The sequence below is a fragment of the Micromonospora sp. DT62 genome (assembly GCF_049847285.1).
In the GTDB taxonomy this organism is placed as follows: domain Bacteria; phylum Actinomycetota; class Actinomycetes; order Mycobacteriales; family Micromonosporaceae; genus Micromonospora; species Micromonospora reichwaldensis.
This window is the reverse complement of sequence record NZ_JBNCOB010000025.1, coordinates 79,735-102,080: the sequence shown is the minus strand read 5'-3', so window position 1 is coordinate 102,080 and position 22,346 is coordinate 79,735. Positions and strand designations below refer to the sequence as shown.

General features: G+C 76.6%; 2 protein-coding genes. Both read right to left on the bottom strand.

Annotation, left to right across the window (positions count from 1 at the left end):
• Positions 1 to 11,087: type I polyketide synthase (locus tag ACPXCB_RS25975; protein WP_425878258.1), on the bottom strand; the 11,087-nt coding region annotated here is incomplete at its 3' end.
• 61 nt (positions 11,088 to 11,148) lie between these two features.
• On the bottom strand, positions 11,149 to 22,344 hold the full coding sequence (locus ACPXCB_RS25970; RefSeq protein WP_425878256.1) for a type I polyketide synthase: 11,196 nt from the start codon (positions 22,342 to 22,344) through the stop codon (positions 11,149 to 11,151).
• Between the last annotated feature and the right edge of the window lie 2 nt (positions 22,345 to 22,346).

The following is a 22,346-nucleotide window of genomic DNA, read 5'->3' as shown; positions in this document are numbered from 1 at the left end:
TGCACGACCTCGACCCGCGCCAACCACGACTCGTCCTCACCCGTCAACACCGACACGAGATCGACATCCAGGTACGGGGCGAGGGCCCGCTGGCACTCCGCCAACCGCGCGTCGAACACCGGCGTACGACCCACCAGACCGGCCGCCATCCGCGCCGACTGCGCACCCTGACCCGGGAACACGAACACCGCACCGGTTCCGGCGGCCGTACCCGTGACGAGGTTCCCCGCCGGCGCGCCGGCGGCCAGGGCGTCGAGCCCGGCCAGCAGCTCGGCCACCCCGGCGCCGACGACGGCGGCCCGGTGGTCGAACGTCGACCGGGTGGCGGCGAGGGACCAGCCCACCGCCGCCGCGTCGATGTCGGCGTGCACGCGGACGTGCTGGGCCAGGCGGGCGGCCTGACCGGCCAGCGCGCCCTTCGACCGCCCCGACACCGTCCAGACGACGACGTCGGAGGCCACGAGCCCCGGGCTGCGACTCTCGGTGGCCTCGCCGTCGGGTTCCGCGCTCTCGGCGGGGAGGTCCTCGGGCAGTTCGATGATGACGTGGGCGTTCGTGCCGGAGATGCCGAACGACGACACCGCCGCCCGGCGCGCCCGGTCCACGGCCGGCCACGGCCGCGACTCGATCGCCAACTCGACGGCCCCGGCGGACCAGTCGATGTGCGGGGACGGCGCGTCCACGTGCAGCGTCGCGGGAACCACGCCCTCGCGCATCGCCAGCACCATCTTGATCACGCCGGCGACGCCGGCGGCGGCCTGGGTGTGGCCGATGTTCGACTTGACGGAGCCGAGCAGCAGCGGCGCGTCGCGCTCCTGCCCGTACGTGGCCAGCAGCGCCTGCGCCTCGATCGGGTCGCCCAGCGTCGTGCCGGTGCCGTGCGCCTCGACCACGTCCACGTCGGCCGTGGAGAGCCGCGCCGACGCGAGGGCCTGCCGGATCACCCGCTGCTGCGAGGGGCCGTTCGGGGCGGTCAGACCGTTGGAGGCACCGTCCTGGTTGACGGCGCTGCCCCGCACGATGGCCAGCACCTCGTGGCCGTTGCGCCGGGCGTCCGACAGCCGCTCCACGAGCAGCATCCCGACGCCCTCGCCCCAACCGGTGCCGTCGGCGCCCGCGGCGAACGCCTTGCACCGGCCGTCGGCGGCCAGGCCGCGCTGCCGGGAGAACTCCACGAACAGCCCGGGGGTCGACATCACGGTCACGCCGCCGGCGAGGGCGAGGTCGCACTCGCCGCGCCGCAGCGACTGCACCGCCAGGTGCAACGCCACCAACGACGACGAACACGCCGTGTCCACCGACACCGCCGGCCCCTCCAACCCCAATGCGTACGCCACCCGACCCGACACCACACTCGCGGCGTTGCCCGTGCCCGCGAAGCCCTCCACCTCGTCCCCCGCCACCATCAGCAGGGCCCCATAGTCCTGACCATTCGTGCCCACGAACACCCCTGTTCGCGAACCCCGAAGGACCCCAGGCTCAACCCCTGCCCGCTCGACCGCCTCCCACGAAACCTCCAGCAGCAACCGCTGCTGCGGATCCATGGCCAACGCCTCGCGGGGGGAAATCCCGAAGAAACCGGCATCAAACTCCGCCGCCTCGTAGAGGAAGGCGCCGCTGCGGACGTAGGAGGTGCCGGTGGAATAGGGGTCGGGGTCGTAGAGCCGCTCGACGTCCCAGCCCCGATCGCCGGGTAGGTCGGACACGGCGTCACGGCCGGCGTGCAGCATCTGCCAGAACCGGTCGGGGTCGTTCGCCCCGCCCGGGAAGCGGCAGGACATGGCGACGATGGCCACTGGCTCGTCGTCGCCGAGCGTCACCGGGGCGGCCTCGACGGCCACGGCGGCCTCGCCGCCCAGTTCCTCGTGCAGGTGCCGGGCGAGCGCGGTCGGCGACGGGTAGTCGAAGACCAGGGTCACCGGCAGCCGCAGCGAGGTGGCGGTGGCGAGCCGGTTGCGCAGCTCCACCGCCGTCACCGAGTCGAAGCCGAGGTCCCGGAACGCGTGGTGCGGGTCGACGGCCTGGCCGTCGGCGTACTTGAGGACCATGGCCGCCTGGTCGCGGACCAGGTCGAGCAGCGCCTGCTGGCGCTCGGCGGCGCTCATCCGGGTGAACGCGCCGGCCGGCCCGGCCTCGTCGGTCTCCTTCGTCTCGGCGAGGCCCTTGGTGGCCTGCAACCGCTGCGCCTCGGGGATCTCCGAGATCAGTGGACCGGGCCGGGTGGCGGTGAACGCGACGAAGAACCGGTCCCAGGCGATGTTCGAGATGGTCAGGAAGGTCTCGTCGTGCTCGACGGCCTGGTGCAGGGCCGCGACGGCGAGGCGCGGGGGCATCTCCGGTGCGCCGTGGCGGTGCAGCATCTGGCCGAACTCGCCGTCGGCCATGCCGCCGCCTCCCCAGGCGCCCCAGCCGATGGAGGTGGCGGGCAGGCCGAGGGCCCGCCGGTGCTCGGCGAGGGCGTTGAGGAACGCGTTGCCGGGGGCGTAGTTGCCCACGCCGGAGCTGCCGACGGTGCCGGCCATCGAGGAGAACAGGATGAACGCGTCGAGGTCCAGCTCGCGGGTCAGCTCGTGCAGGTTCAGGGCGGTGGTCACCTTCGCGCTGAGCGCGTAGTCGACCTGCTCCAGGGTCAGCGAGTTGATCACCGAGTCGTCGAGCACGGCGGCCGTGTGCACGACGGTGGTCAGCGGGTACTCGGGCGGCAGGTCGGCGAGGACGGCGGCGAGCGCCGACCGGTCGGCGGCGTCGCAGGCGGCGACGGTGACCCGGGCGCCCAGTGCGACCAGCTCGGCCTCGAGGTCGGCGATGCCCTCGGCCTGCCGGCCGCGCCGGCTGACCAGCACCAGGTGCGCGGCGCCGTTGGCGGCGAGCCAGCGGGCCATGTGTCCGCCGAGCGCGCCGGTGCCGCCGGTGACCAGGGCGGTGCCGGAGGGCCGCCAGGTGCGCGGGGCGGGGGCGTCGCCGAGCGGGGCGTGCAGCAGTCGCCGGCCGAAGGCGCCGGCCCACCGCAGCGCGACCTGGTCCTCCCCGTCGGCGCCGGCGAGGACGCGGACCAGCCGGCGGCCGGCCGCGTCGTCGAGCTCCTCGGGGAGGTCGACGAGGCCGCCCCAGCGGTCCGGGTGCTCGAGCGCGGCGACCCGGCCGAAACCCCAGGTGAGCTGCTGGAGCGGGTGCGGCAGCGGGTCGGCCGGGCCGGTGGCGACGGCACCCCGGGTGAGGCACCACAGCGGCGCGCGGACGCCGGCGTCGCCGAGCGCCTGCACCAGGGTCACGGTGCCGGCGAAGCCGACCGGCACCGACGGGTGCGCCGGGGCGGGCGTCTCGTCGAGCGGCAGCAGCGACAGGATCCCGGCGGGCGTGCCGCCGTCGGCGAGGTCGCGCAGCCGGGCGGCGAGCGCCGCCCGGTCCGTGCGGTCCGCGTCCAGCGCCAGCGGTACGACGGTGCCGCCGGGCCGCCGCAACGCCTCGGCGCAGAAGTCGGCCTCGGCAACGCCGGTGTCGTCGGGGCCGGTAAGCAGCCACCAGGTGCCGGTGACGGCGGGCTCGCCGGCCGCGTCGCCGGCGATCGGCGTCCAGCTGTCCCGGTACCGCCAGGAGTCCACGGTGGCCTGGTCGCGGTGCCGGCGACGCCAGGCGGCGAGGACCGGCAGCACGTCCGCGAACGCGGCGTCCGGCACGGGCTCCGACTCGGTCGCGGCGGCGAGTTCGGCGGTGAGCGCGGCCAGGTCCTCCGCCTCGACGGCCGCCCAGAACCGGGCGTCGACCTCGTCGTCCTGCGCCGGGCCGGCGACGCCGGCGGCCGGGGCGGGCGCGGCGGACGGCTGCGGCCAGTAGAGCTGCCGCTGGAACGGGTACGTGGGCAGGTCGAGGCGGCGTCCGGCGAGGCCGGTGAAGGCGGGCCGCCAGTCCACCGCCGTACCCCCGGTCCAGACCTCGGCCAGGGCGCGCAGGAAGCGGCCGAGGCCGCCCTCGCCCCGGCGCAGGCTGCCGGTGACGGTGACCGCGTCCGGGTCTGCGGCGGCCAGCTCGACGCTCTCCTGCACGGCCATGGTCAGCACCGGGTGGGCGCTGACCTCGACGAAGGTCTGGTAGCCGGCGGCCACGAGGCTGCGCACCGCGTCGTCGAAGCGGACGGTCTGCCGCAGGTTGCGGTACCAGTAGTCGGCGTCGAGGGCGGCGGTGTCGAGCCAGTCCCCCTCGACGGTGGAGCGGAACCGGACCTCGCCGGTGCGGGGCCGCAGCCCGGCGAGCAGGTCCAGGAGCTGCTCGCGCAGCTGCTCGACGTGGGCGGAGTGGGAGGCGTAGTCCACGGGGACGCGGCGCACCCGCACCTCGCGGGACTCGTAGTGGGCGACCAGCTCGTCGAGGGCGGCGCTGTCGCCGGAGACCACGACGGAGGTGGGCCCGTTGACGGCGGCCAGGGCGATCCGGCCGGCCCAGCGGGTGATCGTCGCGGTGACCTCGTCGGCGGTGGTGGCGACCGAGACCATGCCGCCGTCCCCGGCGATGCCGGCGATGATGCGGCTGCGCAGGGCCACCACGGCCGCCGCGTCGTCGAGGGTGAGGCCGCCGGCGACGTGTGCGGCGGCGATCTCGCCCTGCGAGTGGCCGACGACGGCGGAGGGGCGCACCCCGTACGACTCCCAGAGCGCGGCGAGCGAGACGCTGACCGCGAACAGGGTGGGCTGCACGACGTCGACGCGCTCCAGCGACGGGGCGTCGGGCGCGCCACGCACCACGTCGGTCGGCGACCAGTCGACGTACGGGCGCAGCGCCTCGGCGCAGGCGGCGAACTTCTCCGCGAAGACCGGGGCGGTGTCGAGCAGTTCGGCGGCCATGCCGACCCACTGGGAGCCCTGGCCCGGGAAGACGAAGGCGACCTCGCCCGGCGTGCCGGGGGCGCGGGTGACGGTCTGCGGGGTGGGCCGGCCGGCGGCGAGCGCGTCGAGGGACGCGGCCAGTTCGTCGCGGCCGGCGGCGAAGACGACGGCCCGGTGGTCGTGGGACGCGCGGGTGGCGGCCAGCGACCAGCCGACGTCGGCGAGCACGTCGTCGTCGACGGTGTCGAGGTGGTCGAGCAGGTCCCGGGTGCGGGCGGTGAGGGCGTCGACGGTGCGCCCGGAGAGCACCCAGGGCAGCTCCCCGGTCGGCCCGTCGGCCGCCGGCGCGGACTCCGGCCCGTCGGCGGGGGCCTGTTCGAGGATGGTGTGCACGTTGGTGCCGCTGATGCCGAACGAGGAGACGGCGGCGCGGCGTACGCCGTCGGCCGGCTCCCACGGCCGGGCGGATGTGAGCAGCTCGACGCTGCCGGCGTTCCAGTCGACGTGCGGGGTGGGCTCGTCCACGTGCAGGGTGGGCGGCAGCACCCCGTGCCGCATCGCCAGGACCATCTTCATCACCCCGGCGACGCCGGCGGCGGCCTGGGTGTGCCCGATGTTCGACTTGATCGAGCCGAGCCAGAGCGGCCGGTCGGCGGGCCGGTCCTGCCCGTACGTGGCCAGCAACGCCTGCGCCTCGATCGGGTCGCCGAGGGTGGTGCCGGTGCCGTGCGCCTCGACGGCGTCCACCTGGTCGGCGGTGAGTCCGGCGTTGGCGAGGGCCTGCCGGATCACCCGCTGCTGGGCGGGGCCGTTGGGGGCGGTGAGGCCGTTGGAGGCGCCGTCCTGGTTGACGGCGCTGCCGCGCAGCACGGCGAGGACCGGGTTGCCGTCGCGGCGGGCGTCGGAGAGGCGCTGGAGCACCAGCAGGCCGACGCCCTCGCCCCAGCCGGTGCCGTCGGCGGCCCCGGCGAACGGCTTGCACCGGCCGTCGGCGGCGAGGCCGCGCTGGCGGGAGAAGCCGACGAAGATGCCCGGGGTGGCCATCACGGTGGCGCCGCCGGCCAGGGCGAGGTCGCACTCGCCCGTCCGGAGGGCCTGCGCGGCCAGGTGCATCGCGACCAGCGACGACGAGCAGGCGGTGTCGACGGTGACCGCCGGGCCGTGCAGCCCGAAGGTGTACGCCAGCCGGCCGGAGATGACGCTGGCGGAGGTGCCGGTGGCCAGGTAGTTCTCGTCGACGTCCCCGGCGGCCATCAGCAGCGAGCCGTAGTCCTGGCCGTTGGTGCCGACGTACACGCCGGTGCGGCTGCCGCGCAGGGCGGTCGGGTCGATCCGGGCCCGCTCGAACGCCTCCCAGGTGGCCTCCAGCAGCAGCCGCTGCTGCGGGTCCATGGCGAGGGCCTCGCGGGGGCTGATGCCGAAGAACGCCGGGTCGAACTCGCCGGCCCCGGCGACGAAGCCGCCCTCGCGGACGTAGCTGGTGCCGAGGTGCTCGGGGTCGGGGTGGTACAGCTCGGCGAGGTTCCAGCCGCGCTCGCCGGGCATGAGGCTCAGCGCGTCGGTGCCGGTGGCCAGCAGGTCCCAGAGCTGCTCGGGAGAGGTGACCCCGCCGGGGAAGCGGCAGCTCATCGCGACGATGGCGATCGGCTCGCGGTCGCGGCCGGTGCCGTCGGCGACCACCTCGCCGGTGGTGTGCCCGGCGGTGAGGCCGTGCAGGTGCGCGGCGAGTTCGGCGACCGTGGGGTGGTCGAAGACCAGCGTGGCGGGCAGGGTCATGCCGGTCTCGGCGGTGAGCCGGTTGCGCAGCTCGACGGCGGTGAGCGAGTCGAAGCCGAGGTCGCGGAAGGTGCGCTCGGGCAGCGGCTGGCCGGCCGGGTAGCCGAGCACGACGGCGGCCTGGGTGCGCACGAGGTCGGCGAGCTGCGGCAGGGACCGGCCGACCACCACGGCGCGGGCGGGGCCGGTGGGCACGGCGGGCACGCCGGGCAGGGCGGCGATCAGTGGCGTCGGGCGGCCCCAGGAGGCGGCGAGGCGTCCCCAGTCGACGTCGGCGACGGTGACGGCCGGCTCGGCGGTGTTGACCAGCCGGCCGAGGGCGGTGACGGCCTCGGCGACGGGGAGCGCGTCGACCCCGCCCCGGGCGAGCCGGGCGGTCAGCGCCGCGGCCATGCCGTCCTCGGCCCAGGCGCCCCAGGCGATGGCGGTGGCGGGCAGGCCCTGGTCGCGTCGCCAGGCCGCGAACGCGTCGAGGTAGGCGTTGGCCGCCGCGTAGTTGCCCTGTCCGGCGCTGCCGATGACCCCGGCGAGGGAGGAGAAGAGCACGAACGCGTCGAGGTCGCGGTGGGCGGTGGCCTCGTGCAGCACCCGGGCGGCGCGGACCTTGCCGTCGAGGACGGCCTGCATCCGGGTCAGGTCGAGCCCGTCGAGGACGCCGTCGTCGACCACGCCGGCGGTGTGCACGACGGCGGTCAGCCCGGGCAGGTCCGCCACGAGCGCGTCGACCGCCGCCCGGTCGGTGACGTCGCACGCCACCACCCGTACCGCGCCCAGCTCGTCGACCAGCTCGGCCGCGCCCGGCGCCGCCGGGCCCCGCCGCGAGGCGAGGACCACCTCGGCAGCCCCGTTGGCCAGCAACCAGCGGGCCACGTGCCGACCGAGGGCACCCGTACCGCCGGTGACCAGCACCGTCCCGGCGGGCCGCCAGCCCGCACCGGCGGGCGGCGCGGCCGGCACCAGCCGCCGGCCGAGGATGCCCTGCGGGCGGATCGCCACCTGGTCGTGCCCGGCGTCGGCGAGGACGGCGAGCAGCGCGTCGGCGGCGGTCCGGTCGGCGCGGGCGGGCAGGTCGACCAGGCCGCCCCAGCGGTCCGGCTGTTCGAGGGCGACGACCCGGCCCAGGCCCCAGGCCAGGGCGGGCCACGGGTCGGCGGGGGTGTCGCCGCCGACGCGGACGGCGCCCCGGGTGAGGCACCAGAGCCGGCCGGGCAGGCCGGCGTCGGCGAGCGCCTGGGTGAGGGTGAGCAGCAGCGCGGCGCCGACGGAGACGGCCGGGGCGTCCGGCAGCGCCCGGTCGGTCGCGGGCAGCACGCAGAGCACGCCGGCCCAGCCCTGGTCGCCGTGGCCGCGCAGCAGCCCGGTCAGCTCGGCGCGGTCGGCGCCGGGGGCGATGGTGAGGGTGTCGACGTGGGCGCCGGCGCCGGTCAGCGTGCCGGCCACCCCGGCGTCGTCGGCGTCGGCGGTGACGACCAGCCAGCGGCCGGTCAGCGCGGGCGCGGCGGCGGGGCGGACGGGCTCCCACTCGACCCGGTACGTCCAGCCGTCCACCACGGCGTCGCGCTGCCGGGCCCGTCGCCACGACGAGAGCACCGGTACGGCCGGGGCGAGGGCCTCGACCGCCGCGGGGTCGTCCTGCACGGCCAGGTGGGCGGCGACCCCGGTCAGGTCCCCGCGCTCCACCGCCGCCCAGAAGTCCCCCTCGGTCGTGTCGGTCGGCGCGGTCGCTCCGGCGGTGCCGCCGATCTCGGGCCAGTAGCGCTGGTGCTGGAAGGCGTACGTGGGCAGGTCCACCCGCCGCGCGCCGGTGTCGGCGAACCACGGCTGCCAGTCGACGGCCACCCCGCGCACGTGCAGCTCGGCCAGCCCGGCCAGCAGCCCGTGGGCCTCGGGCCGGTCCCCGCGCTGCGCCGGCACGGCGAGCACGCCGTCCCCGTCCGGCAGGGCGTCGCCGACCATCGCGGTCAGTACGCTGCGCGGCCCGATCTCCAGGAACGTGTCCGCCCCGGCGGCGCGCAGCGCGGCGATCCCGTCGGCGAAGCGGACGGCCTCGCGGACGTGGCGCACCCAGTAGTCGGCCGTGCGGATCTCGTCGGCGTCGGCGAGCCCGCCGGTCACGTTCGACACGACGGGCAGCGACGGCGCCGCGAAGGTGAGCTTGTCGAGCACCGCGCGGAACCTGGCGAGCATCGGCTCCATCAGGGGGCTGTGGAACGCGTGGCTGACCGTGAGCCGGCGCGTGCGTACGCCCCGGTCCCGCCAGACGCGCTCCACCTCGTCCAGGGCCTCGACGGCACCGGAGACCACGACCGACGTCGGCCCGTTGACCGCCGCGATCCCCACGTCGGCCAGACCGTCGAGCGTGGCGAGGACGTCGGCCTCGGTGGCCGCGACGGCCAGCATCCCGCCGCCGGTGGGCAGCGCCTGCATCAGCCGGCCCCGCGCCGCCACCAGCGCGCACGCGTGCTCCAGCGACAGCACCCCGGCCACGTGCGCGGCCGTGACCTCGCCGATCGAGTGGCCGGCGACCAGGTCGGGGGCGATGCCGAACGACTCGACGAGGCGGAACAGCGCCACCTCGACGGCGAACAGGCCGGCCTGCGTGAACACCGTCCGGTCCAGCAGCTCGGCGTCGGCCGAGCCCTCGGCGGCGAAGAGCACCTCGCGCAGGGGGCGCGGCAGGGCCCGGTCCAGGTACCCGCACACCTCGTCGAGCGCGGCGGCGAAGACGGGGAACTCGGCGTACAGCTCCCGGCCCATGCCGGCGCGCTGCGCGCCCTGGCCGGAGAAGAGCACCGCGAGCTGGCCGCGCGGCGACCCGGCGCCGCGCACGACGGTGCCGGCCGGTTCCCCGGCGGCGAGGGCGCGCAGCGCGGCGAGCAGGTCGTCGCGGCCGGTCGCCGAGACGACGGCGCGCCGGTCCAGGGTGGAGCGGGAGGTGACCGACGAGAAGGCCACGTCGAGCGGGCGCAGGGTGTCGTCGGCGGCGAAGCGGGCGGCCCAGCGGCCGGCCTGCGCGGCGAGCGCGGCGTCGGAGCGGGCGGAGAGCAGCACGGGGGCCACCGCGCGGGCCTGCGGCGCGGTCGGCTCCGCCTCCGCCTCGACCTCGGCCGGGGCCTGCTCGATGATGGTGTGCGCGTTGGTGCCGGACACGCCGAACGACGACACGGCCGCCCGGCGCGGGCGGTCCACGGCCGGCCAGGGCGTGGCGGCGGTGGCGAGGGTGACCGCCCCGGCGGTCCAGTCGATGTGCGGGGACGGCTCGTCGACGTGCAGGGTCGGCGGCACGACGCCGTGCCGCATCGCCATCACCATCTTGATCACACCGGCGACACCGGCGGCGGCCTGGGTGTGCCCGATGTTCGACTTCACCGACCCGAGCAGCAGCGGCGCGGCCTCGTCGCGGTCCTGCCCGTACGTGGTGAGCAGGGCCTGCGCCTCGATCGGGTCGCCGAGCCGGGTGCCGGTGCCGTGCGCCTCGACCACGTCCACCTGCTCGGGCGTGAGCCGGGCGTTGGCGAGGGCCTGGCGGATCACGCGGACCTGGGACGGGCCGTGCGGGGCGCTGAGCCCGTTGGACGCGCCGTCCTGGTTGACCGCGCTGCCCCGCACCACGGCGAGCACCGGGTAGCCGTGCCGCTGCGCGTCGGAGAGCCGGGTGAGCAGCAGCATGCCGATGCCCTCGGACCAGGAGGTGCCGTCCGCGCCGGCGGCGAACGCCTTGCACCGGCCGTCGGCGGCGAGGCCGCGCTGCCGGCTGAAGCCGACGAAGACCGCCGGGGTGGGCATCACCGTCACGCCGCCGGCCAGGGCCAGCTCGCAGTCGCCGTTGCGCAGTGCCTGGGCGGCCAGGTGGACGGCGACCAGCGAGGACGAGCAGGCGGTGTCGACGGTGACCGCCGGCCCCTCCAGCCCGAGGGTGTACGCGACGCGGCCGGAGATGACGCTGGTGGCGTTGCCGGTGAGCAGGTGCCCCTCGCCGTTCTCGGCCTGCGCCATCATGCCGTCGTAGCCGTGCGAGGACGCCCCGACGAAGACGCCGGTACGGCTGCCCCGTACGGCCGGCAGCGGCAGCCCGGCCCGCTCGAACGCCTCCCAGGAGGTCTCCAGCAGCAGCCGCTGCTGCGGGTCCATGGCGACGGCCTCGCGGGGCGAGATGCCGAACAGGTCGGCGTCGAAGTCGGCGGCGGCGTAGACGAAGCCGCCGTCGCGCACGTAGCTGGTGCCCGGGTGGTCGGGGTCGGGGTGGAAGAGGTTCTCCAGGTCCCAGCCCCGGTCGGCGGGGAACGGCCCGATCCCGTCGCCGCCGTCGTGCACGAGCTGCCACAGCGCCTCGGGACTGTCGACCCCGCCCGGGTAGCGGCAGCTCATCGCCACGATGGCGATGGGCTCGGAGTCCCGGGTCTCCAGCTCGCGCAGCCGCCGCCGGGTACGCCGCAGCTCCGAGGTCGTACGCTTCAGGTACTCGACGTACTTCTCGTCCTCGTTGCTCACCGTGGACCTACCTCACTCGGCATGCCGATGTCGTTGCGGCTGATGTCGTTGCGGCTGGTGGTCACGACGTCTCCAGCTCGCGGTCGATCAGGTCGAAGATGTTCTCGGCGGTGGCCGACTCCAGGTCGTCGTCGTCGCCGTCCGCGTCCGCCTGCCGCTCGGTCAGCCGGCCCAGCAGGCCGTGCAGCCGGTCGGTGATCTTGCGGAACTCGTCGTCGGTCGGGTCGAGCCCGACGAGCGCCGCCTCCAGCCGGTCCAGTTCCCGGCCGGCCGTCGACGCCTCGCCCGTCGGGGTCGCCGGGGCGAACTGACCGGCCAGGTGGGTGGCGAGCGCCTCGGGCGTCGGGTTGTCGAAGACCAGCGTCGCCGGCAGCCGCAGCCCGGTGGCCGCGCCGAGCCGGTTGCGCAGCTCGACGGCGGTGAGCGAGTCGAAGCCGAGTTCCCGGAACGCCCGGGTCGGCTCGATGCCGGCCGGGTCGCCGTGGCCGAGGACGACCGCCACGTGCGACAGCACCAGGTCGCGCAGGGCGCGTACCCGCTTGTCGGCGGGCAGGGAGCGCAGCGTCTCGGCGTACGCCTGCCCGTCGGCGGCCTCGCCGGCCGCGGCCCGACGGCCGGCGGCGCGGACCAGGTTCGCCAGCAGCGGGTGCACGGGCGCACCGGGCGCGGCCACCCCAGTGATGATCTTGGCGGGCAGCAGCGTCGCCCGCTCGGAGCGCCAGGCCGCGTCGAACAGGGCGAGGCCCTCCTCGTTGGAGAGCGCCGCCATGCCGCCCCGGTCGAGCCGGCGGATGTCGGCCGAGTCGAGGTGCCCCGTCATGCCGCTGGCCTGCGCCCAGCGGCCCCAGGCCAGCGCGACGGCCGGTAGGCCGAGGGCCCGCCGGTGCTCGGCGAGGGCGTCGAGGAACGCGTTGCCGGCGGCGTAGTTGCCCTGGCCGGGGCCGCCGAACACGCCGGCGGCGGCGGAGAAGAGCACGAACGCGCTCAGCTCGTGGCCGAGGGTGGCCCGGTGCAGGTTCCAGGCCACGTCGACCTTGGGCCGCAGCACCGTGTCGAGGCGGTCCGGGGTGAGCGACTCGACGGTGGCGTCGTCGAGGACGCCAGCGGCGTGCACGACGGCGCGCAGCGGGTGCCGCCGGTCCACCATGGAGAGCACGTCCGCCACGGCGTCCGGGTCGGCCAGGTCGGCGGCGACGATCGACACGTCCGCGCCGAGCGCCTTGAGGTCGGCCAGCAGCTCGTCGGCGCCCTCGGCGTCCGGGCCGCGCCGGCTGACCAGGAGCAGTTGCCGGGCGTCGTGCGCGGTGACCAGGTGCCGGCAGAGCAGCGCGCCGAGGGTGCCGGTCGCCCCGGAGACCAGGACGGTGCCGTCGAGCCGGGGCGCCTGCGGGACGCTCAGGGCGAGCTTGCCGACGTGCCGGGCCTGGCTGAGGAAGCGGAACGCCTCGGGGGCGCGCCGGACGTCCCAGGTGCGCCGGGGCAGGGGCCGCAGCGCACCGGCGGCGAAGAGCGCCATCAGCTCGCCCAGCATCGCGCCGATCTTCTCCGGGCCGGCCTCGATGAGGTCGAAGACCTGGTAGCTGACTCCGGGGTGGTCGGCGGCGACCCGCTGCGGGTCCCGCTTGTCGGTCTTGCCCATCTCGACGAACCGGCCGCCGTCGGCGAGCAGCCGCAGCGACGCGTCGACGTACTCGCCGCTGAGGGCGTTGAGCACCACGTCGACGCCCCGCCCGCCGGTGCGGTCGCGGAACTCCCCGGCGAAGTCGAGGCTGCGGGAGGAGGCGAGGTGCGCGTCGTCGAAGCCGGTGGCGCGCAGCGCCGGCCACTTGCCGGGGCTGGCCGTGCCGTAGACCTCCGCGCCGAGGTGGCGGGCGATCTGCACGGCGGCCATGCCGACGCCGCCTGCCGCCGCGTGGACGAGCACGGACTCCCCGGCGCGCAGCCGGGCCAGCTCCACCAGGCCGTACCAGGCGGTCAGGAAGACCACGGGCACGGCGGCGGCGTCGGTGTACGACCAGCCGTCGGGGACGCGGGTGAGCAGCCTGCGGTCGGTGACCGCCGCCGAGGAGAACGAGCCGGAGAAGATGCCCATCACCCGGTCGCCGGGGGCGAGGTCGGTGACCCCCGGCCCGACGCCGAGCACCACGCCGGCGCCCTCGTTGCCCAGCACCTCCTGGTCGGGGACCATGCCGAGGGCCAGCACCACGTCGCGGAAGTTCAGCCCGGAGGCGCGCATCCCGACCAGGACGTGGCCCGCCGGCAGTTCCCCGGAGACCTCGGGGCCGGGCAGCAGGGCCAGGTTCTCCAGCGTGCCCTTCTCGGTGACGTCGAGGCGCCACGGCACCTCGTCGGCGGGCAGCGGCAGCACCCCGGCGTCGCGGGCCCGGGCCAGCCGGGGCACCATCGGCACGCCGTCGCGCAGCGCGAGCTGCGGCTCGCCGGAGGCGACGGCCGCCGGGACGGCCGCCAGGGAGGCGGCGGCGTCGTCGGTGTCGAGCAGCGTGAACCGGCCGGGGTGCTCGGACTGCGCCGAGCGCACCAGCCCCCACAGGCTCGCCCGGGCCAGGTCGCGGGGGGCCTCGCCCGGGGCGGCGCCGACCGCGCCCCGGGTGTGCAGCACCAGCCGGGACCGCTCCAGCCGGGGCTCGCCCAGCCACTGCTGCACCAGCGCGAGCGCGTCGCGGGCCGCGTCGTGCGCGGCCGCGCCGGCCCGCTGCGGGTCCGTCTCCGCGCCGGGGCGCAGGTCCAGCACCACATCGGGTACGTCCCCGGACTCCTCGACCGCCGCGACCAACGTCGCCAGGTCGGCGTGGACCCGCACCGGGTGCCCGGCGGCGGCGAGCGCCCCGGCCAGGCCGAGGGTGTCGTCGCCGAGCAGCGCCCAGCGGGCCTCCCCGGCTGCCGCGTCGGTGCCCGTCAGCGGCGTCCAGTCCAGGTGGAACAGCGAGGTGCGGCGCAGGGCGGCGGCCTCGTCGGCCCGGCCCGCGGCGACCGGGCGGAACGTCAGCGACTCGACGGTGGCGACCGGCTGGCCGGCGGTGTCGGCGAGGGTCACCGCGACGGTGTCCGGGCCGAGCGACCGCAGCCGCGCCCGCAGCCGGGTGGCGCCGTGGGCGTGCAGGGCGACCGAGCGGAAGGCGAACGGCATCCAGCCCGCCCCGGAGGTGTCCGCCGCGTCGCCGAGCAGGGCGGTGATCCCGCTGGCCTGCAGGGCGGCGTCGAACAGGGCCGGGTGCAGGCCGAAGCGGGACGCGTCGGCGGTCGCCTCCTCGGGCAGGGCCACCTCGGCGTAGACCTCGCCGTCGCCACGCCACACCCGTCGCAGGCCACGGAAGGCGGGGCCGTAGCCGAGGCCGCCCTCGGCCATCTGCGCGTACCAGGCGTCCAGGTCGGCGTCGACCTCGACGGCGTCGGCCGGCGGCCACTGCCCCGGTACGGCGATCGGGGCGGGCAGGTGCGCCAGCAGCAGGCCCTCGGCGTGCCGGGTCCACTCGGCGTCGGCGTCCTCCTCGGGGCGGGAGTGCACGGTGACGCTCCGCTCGCCGGCGTCGCCGGGCGGGCCCACGCGTACCTGCACCTGCACCGCGCCGGCCGGCGGGAGCACCAGCGGGTTGATCAGCGTGAGGTCGCCCACCTGGCCGGCGTCGACCTCGTCGCCGGCCCGGACCACCATGTCGACCAGCCCGGTGCCGGGGACGATCACCGCCCCGCCGACGGCGTGGTCGGCCAGCCACGGGTGGGTACGCACCGACAGCCGCCCGGTCAGCACCACCGTCTGGTCGTCGGCGACGGGTACGGCCGCGCTGAGCAGCGGGTGGTCGGTGTCCTGGAGGCCGGCCGAGCCGACGTCGCGCACCCGGTGCGCGGGGGCGTCCAGCCAGAAGCGTCCGTGCGCGAAGGCGTACGTGGGCAGCGCGACGGCGTCGGTGCGGGCCAGCACGGCCGTCAGGTCGACGGGCAGGCCGATCGTGTGGGCGGTGGCGAGGTTCGTCAGCAGCCGCGCCGCGTCGTCGTCACCCCGGCGCAGGCTGCCCAGCGTGTGCCCGGTCGCGCCGGCGTCGTCCAGGATCGCCGTCACCGGCATCGTCAACACCGGATGCGGGGAGATCTCCACGAACGTGGTGTGCCCGGCGGCGACCGCGACGCGCACGGCGGCGTCGAACTGCACGGTCTGCCGCAGGTTGTCGTACCAGTAGCCGGCCGTCATCGACGCCGGGTCGACCCAGTCCCCCGTCAACGTCGACACCAGCCGGGTGTGACCCGGCTGCGGCGTCATGTCGGCCAGGTCGGCGCGCAACTGCTCGGCGACCTCCTGCACGGCGGCCGAGTGCGACGCGTAGTCCACGGGGATCAACCGGGCGCGCACCCCGTCGGCCTGGCACGACTCGACCAGGTCGGCGACCGGCTGCGGCGGACCGGACACCACGACGGTGGACGGGCCGTTCACGGCCGCCACCCCGACACCCGGGAACGCCGGCAGCCGCTGGGCCACCGCCTCTGCCGACAGGTCCACCGACGCCATCGTCCCGGTGCCCCGCAGCACCGTCAGCGCCCGCGACCGCAGGGCCACGGCCTTCGCCGCGTCCTCCAGAGACAGGATCCCGGCCACGCACGCGGCACCGATCTCACCCTGCGAGTGACCGACCACCGCCGCCGGGGTCACCCCCGCGTGCTGCCACACCGCCGCGAGCGCCATACCCACGGCCCACAACACCGGCTGCACGACCTCGACCCGCGCCAACCACGACTCGTCCTCACCCGTCAACACCGACACGAGATCGACATCCAGGTACGGCGCAAGGGCCCGCTGGCACTCCGCCAACCGCGCGTCGAACACCGGCGTACGACCCACCAGACCGGCCGCCATCCGCGCCGACTGCGCACCCTGACCCGGGAACACGAACACCGGACCCGCGCCGTGGCCGGACGCCGTCGCCGTGACGACGGTGCCAGCCGGCGCCCCGGACGCCAGGGCGTCCAGCCCCGCCAGCAGCTCCTCGGTGGTGGCACCGACCACGGCGGCCCGCTGGTCGAACACCGACCGGGTCGTCGCCAGGGACCAGCCCACCGCCACCGCATCGACCTCGGCGCGCTCACGCACGTACTCCGCCAGCCGGGCCGCCTGGCCCGCCAGGGCGGCCTTCGACCGCGCCGACACCGGCCACACCACGACGCCCGACGCCACCAGTCCGGGGCGGCCGGGCACGGCCGGGACGCCGGCCTCCGGCTCGTCGGCCTGCTCGATGATCACGTGGGCGTTCGTGCCGGACATGCCGAACGACGACACCGCCGCCCGGCGCGCCCGGTCCACGGCCGGCCACGGCCGCGACTCGATCGCCAACTCGACGGCGCCGGCGGACCAGTCGATGTGCGGGGACGGCGCGTCCACGTGCAGCGTCGCGGGGACCACGCCCTCCCGCATCGCCAGCACCATCTTGATCACACCCGCCACGCCCGAGGCGGCCTGGGTGTGGCCGAGGTTCGACTTGATCGAGCCGAGCAGCAGCGGCTCGTGCCCCTCGCGGCCCTGCCCGTACGTGGCCAGCAACGCCTGCGCCTCGATCGGGTCGCCGAGCGTCGTGCCCGTGCCGTGCGCCTCCACCACGTCCACGTCGGCGGTGCCCAGCCGGGCACCCGCGAGGGCCTGGCGGATCACCCGCTGCTGCGACGGGCCGTTCGGCGCCGTCAACCCGTTGGAGGCACCGTCCTGGTTGACCGCGCTGCCCCGCACGATCGCCAGGACGCGGTGGCCGTTGCGCCGGGCGTCCGACAGCCGCTCCACCAGCAGCATGCCCACGCCCTCGCCCCAACCGGTGCCGTCCGCAGCCGCCGCGAACGCCTTGCACCGGCCGTCGGCGGCCAGCCCACGCTGCCGCGAGAACTCGAAGAAGGTGCCGGGGGTGGCCATGACCGTGACGCCACCGGCGAGGGCCATGTCGCACTCGCCGCGCCGCAGCGCCTGCACCGCCAGGTGCAACGCCACCAACGACGACGAACACGCCGTGTCCACCGACACCGCCGGCCCCTCCAACCCCAATGCGTACGCCACCCGACCCGACACCACACTGGCGGCGTTGCCCGTGGCCCCGAACCCTTCGGCCTGCTCCCCCGCAGCCATGAGCAGGGCCCCATAGTCCTGACCATTCGTGCCCACGAACACCCCTGTTCGCGAACCCCGTAGGACCCCAGGCTCAACCCCTGCCCGCTCGACCGCCTCCCACGAGACCTCCAGCAGCAACCGCTGCTGCGGGTCCATCGCCGCCGCCTCGCGCGGCGAGATCCCGAAGAAGCCCGGGTCGAACTCCGCCGCCCCGTTGAGGAAGCCGCCCTTGTCGGTGTAGGTGGTGCCGGGGTTGGCCGGGTCGGGGTCGTAGAGCCGGTCGAGGTCCCAGCCCCGGTCGGTCGGGAAGTCGCCGATGGCGTCCACGCCGTCCGCGACGAGGCGCCACAGCCGCTCGGGGTCGTCGACGCCGCCGGGGTAGCGGCAGGCCATGGCGACGATGGCCACCGGCTCGTCGTCGTCGACGGCCGCCGGGGCGGCGACGGGGGCCGGCCGGGCGTCGGCGTCGGCGCCGAAGAGGCCGGTGAGCAGGAGCCGGGCCAGCACGACCGGGGTGGGGTGGTCGAAGACCAGGGTGGTGGGCAGCGCCTGCCCGGTGGCGGCGACGAGCCGGTTGCGCAGCTCCACCGCGGTCAGCGAGTCGAAGCCGAGGTCCCGGAACGCGGTGGTCGCCGGGATGGCCGCGGCCCCGCCGTCGTGGCCGAGCACGTCGGCGGCGAGTTCCCGGACCAGGTCGGCGACGGCCTCCTCCCGGCGGGCCGGGGCCAGCCCGGCGAGCCGCCGGCGCAGGGTCGCCGCCGGGCCCTCGTCGCCGTCGTCGACCGCGACGCCGCCGTCGAGGGCGGCCCGCGCCTCCGGTACGCCCTCCAGCAGTGGCCGGCGGCGGGCGGAGGCGTACGCGGGGGCGAACCGGGCCCAGTCCACGTCGGCCACCGTCACGGTGACGTCGTCGTGGTCGAGGGCCTGCTGCAACGCGCCCATGGCGACGGTCGGGTCCATGGCGGGCAGGCCCCGGCGGCGCAGGTTGCGCTCGGCGTCCGCCGCGTGCATGCCGCCGTCGGACCACGGCCCCCAGGCGATGGCGGTGCCGGCCCGGCCCTCGGCCCGCCGCCGCTGCACCAGCGCGTCGAGGTAGGCGTTGCCGGCCGCGTACCCGGCCTGCCCGCCGCTGCCCCAGGTGGCGGCGATGGACGAGTAGACGACGAAGGCGTCCAGTTCCCGGTCGGCGAGGAGGTCGGCGAGGTGGGCGGCGCCGGCGGTCTTGCCGACGGTCACCTCGGCCAGCTCGGCGGGGGTGACCTCCGCCAGCGGGGTGGCCTGCGCGATGCCGGCGGTGTGCAGGACGGTGCGCACGGGCGGGCCGTCGGCCTCGACCCGGTCGAGCAGGTCGGCGAGGGCGGCCCGGTCGGCGATGTCGCAGGCGGCGACGGTGACCCGGGTCCCGAGGCCGGTCAGTTCGGCCTCCAGCTCGGCGGCGCCGGGGGCGTCGGGTCCGCGCCGGCTGACCAGCACGACGTGCTCGGCTCCGGCGGCGGCGAGCCAGCGGGCGGCGCGGGCGCCGAGTCCGCCGGTGCCGCCGGTGATCAGGGCGGTGCCGGTGGGCGTGAACCGGCGCACCGGCGGGCGGTCGCCGAGGGCGGCGCGCACGAGGCGGCGGGCGAAGACGCCGGGGCCGCGTACCGCGAGCTGATCCTCGCCGGTCGATCCGGTGAGGATCGCGGCGAGCCGGGTGGCGGCCCGGTCGTCGGGCTCCGGCGGCAGGTCGACCAGGCCGCCCCAGCGGTGCGGGGCCTCGACGCCGACCACCCGGCCGAGGCCCCAGATGGCGGCCTGCGCCGGGTCGGCGAGCCGGTCGTACGAGGCGGCGGCGACCGCGCCCCGGGTGACCAGCCACAGCGGTGCGGCCAGGCCGGCGTCGCCGAGCGCCTGCACGAGCGCGAGGGTGGCGGCCAGGCCGGGCAGCACGGTGCTGTCGGCGGCGGGCGGCTCGGCGGCGAGCAGGGAGACGACGCCGGCGGGGTCGGTGCCGGCGAGGGACGCCGCGAGGCCGGCCCGGTCGGCGTCCGGCTCCACGGTCAGCGGCAGCACGTCGGCGCCGGCGCCGGTCAGCGCGGCCCGGACGGTCCGCACCGCCGGGTCGTCGGCGCCGCCGGCGGGCAGCGCCAGCAGCCAGGTGCCGGCCAGCCGGGCGGGGGCGGGTTCTCCGGTCACCTGCCAGTCGGCCCGGTACCGCCAGCCGTCGAGCACCGAGTGTTCCTGCCGCTGCCGCCGCCAGTCGGCGAGGACGGGCAGCAGGGTACGCAGCGACTCGGCGGCTGCGGTGTCGGTGACGGCGAGGGTGTCGCGCAGCGCGTCGAGGTCGGCGCGTTCGACGGCCGCCCAGAACCGCCGGTCGAGCGCGCCCGCCCCGCCGGTGGTGGCCTCGTCGGCGGGCGCCTCGGCCGGCACCCAGTAGTGCTGCCGCTCGAACGGGTAGGTGGGCAGGCCGACGAGCCGGCCGGGCCGGTCGGCGAGCAGGTCCGCCCAGCGCACCGGGGTGCCGGCGACGTGGAGCTGGGCGAGGGCGGCGAGCAGGGCGCGACGGTCCGGGCGGTCCCGGCGCAGCACCGGCACCACCACGGCGGGGGCGGCGTCGCCGGCCTCGGCCTCGGCGAGGGTCTCCTGGATACCGGCGGTGAGGACGGCGTCGGGGCCGACCTCCACGAAGGTGCCGACGCCGTGGGCGCGCAGGGTGCGTACGCCGTCGGCGAAGCGGACCGCCTCCCGGACGTGGCGCACCCAGTACCCGGGGTCGGTGAGCTGCGCCGGGTCGGCCAGCTCCCCGGTCAGGTTGGAGACCACCGGCAGGGTGGGGGCGCGCAGGTCGAGGCCAGCGGCGACGGCGGCGAACTCGGCGAGCATCGGCTCCATCAGCGGGCTGTGGAAGGCGTGGCTGACCCGCAGCCGCCGCACCTTCACCCCCCGGCCGGTCCAGAGGTCGGCCAGCTCGTCGATGGCCGCGCCGTCGCCGGAGACGACGACGGCGCCGGGGGCGTTGACGGCCGCGACGGCGACCCGGTCGGTCAGCGCGGCGATCGACTCGGCGACCCGGGCCTCGTCGGCGGCGACGGCGAGCATCGCGCCGCCGGCGGGCAGGGCCTGCATGAGCCGGCCCCGGGCGGCGACGAGGGCGCAGGCGTCGTCGAGGGTGAGCACGCCGGCGACGTGGGCGGCGGTCAGCTCGCCGACGGAGTGCCCGGCGACCATGTCCGGGGCCAGCCCCCAGGAGCCGAGCAGCCGGTGCAGCGCCACCTCGACGGCGAAGAGCGCGGCCTGGGTGAAGACGGTCTGGTCGAGCAGCGCCGCCTCGTCGGTGCCGGGCTCGGCGTGCAGCAGCGGCTTCAGTGGCCGGGGCAGCCGGTGGTCGAGGTGGGCGCAGACCTCGTCGAGCGCCTCGGCGAAGACGGGGTACGTCTCGTACAGTTCCCGGCCGGCGCCGGCGCGCTGGGCGCCCTGGCCGGAGAAGAGGAACGCGACCCCGCCGCGCTCGGCGGCGGCACCGGTGACCAGGCCGGGGGCGGGCCGGTCGTCGGCGAGGGCGTGCAGGGCGGCGAGCAGGCCGTCGCGGTCGTCGGCGAGGACGACCGCCCGGTGTTCCAGGGGCGAGCGGGAGACCACCGAGGTCCAGGCGACGTCGGCCGGGCCCGCGTCCGGCTCGTCGGCGACGTACCGCGACCAGCGCTCGGCCTGGTGGCGCAGCGCGGCGCGGGTGCGGCCGGTGAGCAGCACCGGCGCGGGCGCGGGCAACTCCGGCCGGTCGGCCTCGGCGCGGGCCGGCTCGGGCTGTTCGAGGATGAGGTGGGTGTTGGTGCCGCTCATGCCGAAGGAGGAGACGGCGGCGCGGCGCGGCCGGTCCACGGCCGGCCACGGCGTGGCCTCGGTGACCAGGGTGACGGCGCCGGTGGCCCAGTCCACGTGCGGGGTGGGCTCGTCGACGTGCAGGGTGGCCGGCACGATGCCGTGCCGCATCGCCTCCACCATCTTGATCACCCCGGCGATGCCGGCGGCGGCCTGGGTGTGGCCGATGTTGGACTTGATGGAGCCGAGCAGCAGCGGCGCGGCGTCGCCGCGCTCCCGGCCGTACGTGGCGAGCAGGGCCTGGGCCTCGATCGGGTCGCCGAGGGTGGTGCCGGTGCCGTGCGCCTCGACCACGTCGACCAGGTCGGGGGTGAGCTTCGCGCCGGCCAGTGCCTGCCGGATGACCCGCTGCTGGGACGGGCCGTTGGGGGCGGTCAGGCCGTTGGACGCGCCGTCGGAGTTGACCGCCGAGCTGCGGATGATGCCGAGCACCGGGTGGCCGTTGCGGCGGGCGTCGCTGAGCCGTTCCAGCAGCAGCATGCCGACGCCCTCGGACCAGCCGGTGCCGTCGGCGGACGCGGCGAACGACTTGCACCGGCCGTCGGCGGCGAGGCCGCGCTGCCGGGAGAACTCGACGAACGGGCCGGGGGTGGCCAGCACGGTCGCGCCGCCGGCCAGGGCGAGGCCGCACTCGCGTTGGCGCAGCGCCTGGCAGGCGAGGTGGATGGCGACCGACGCCGACGAGCAGGCGGTGTCGACGGTGACCGACGGGCCCTCCAGCCCGAACGTGTACGCCAGCCGCCCGGAGACCACGCTGGCGGCGGTGCCGGTCAGCACGTACCCCTCGACGCCGGGGGCCCGGTGCAGCACGGCGGCGTAGTCCTGCCCGGAGGTGCCGACGAAGACGCCGGAGCGGCTGCCGCGCAGCGACAGCGGGGCGATGCCGGCCCGCTCGAACAGTTCCCAGGTGGTCTCCAGCAGCAGCCGCTGCTGCGGGTCCATGGCGACCGCCTCGCGCGGCGAGATGCCGAACAGGGCGGCGTCGAAGCGCCCCGCGTCGTGCAGGAACCCGCCGGAGGTGGTGTACGAGGTGCCGGCGTTGTCCGGGTCGGCGTGGTAGAGCCGCTCCAGGTCCCAGCCCCGGTCGGTGGGGAAGTCGCCGATGGCGTCCCCGCCGGACGAGACGAACTCCCACAGCTGTTCGGGCGAGCTGATGCCGCCCGGGTAGCGGCAGCTCATCGCCACGATCGCCACCGGCTCGGACTCCTCGGCGGTGACCTCGCGCAGCCGTTGGCGGGTCTGCTGAAGTTCGGCGACGACCCGCGTCAGGTATTCGCGCAGCCGCTCTTCGTCCGCCATGA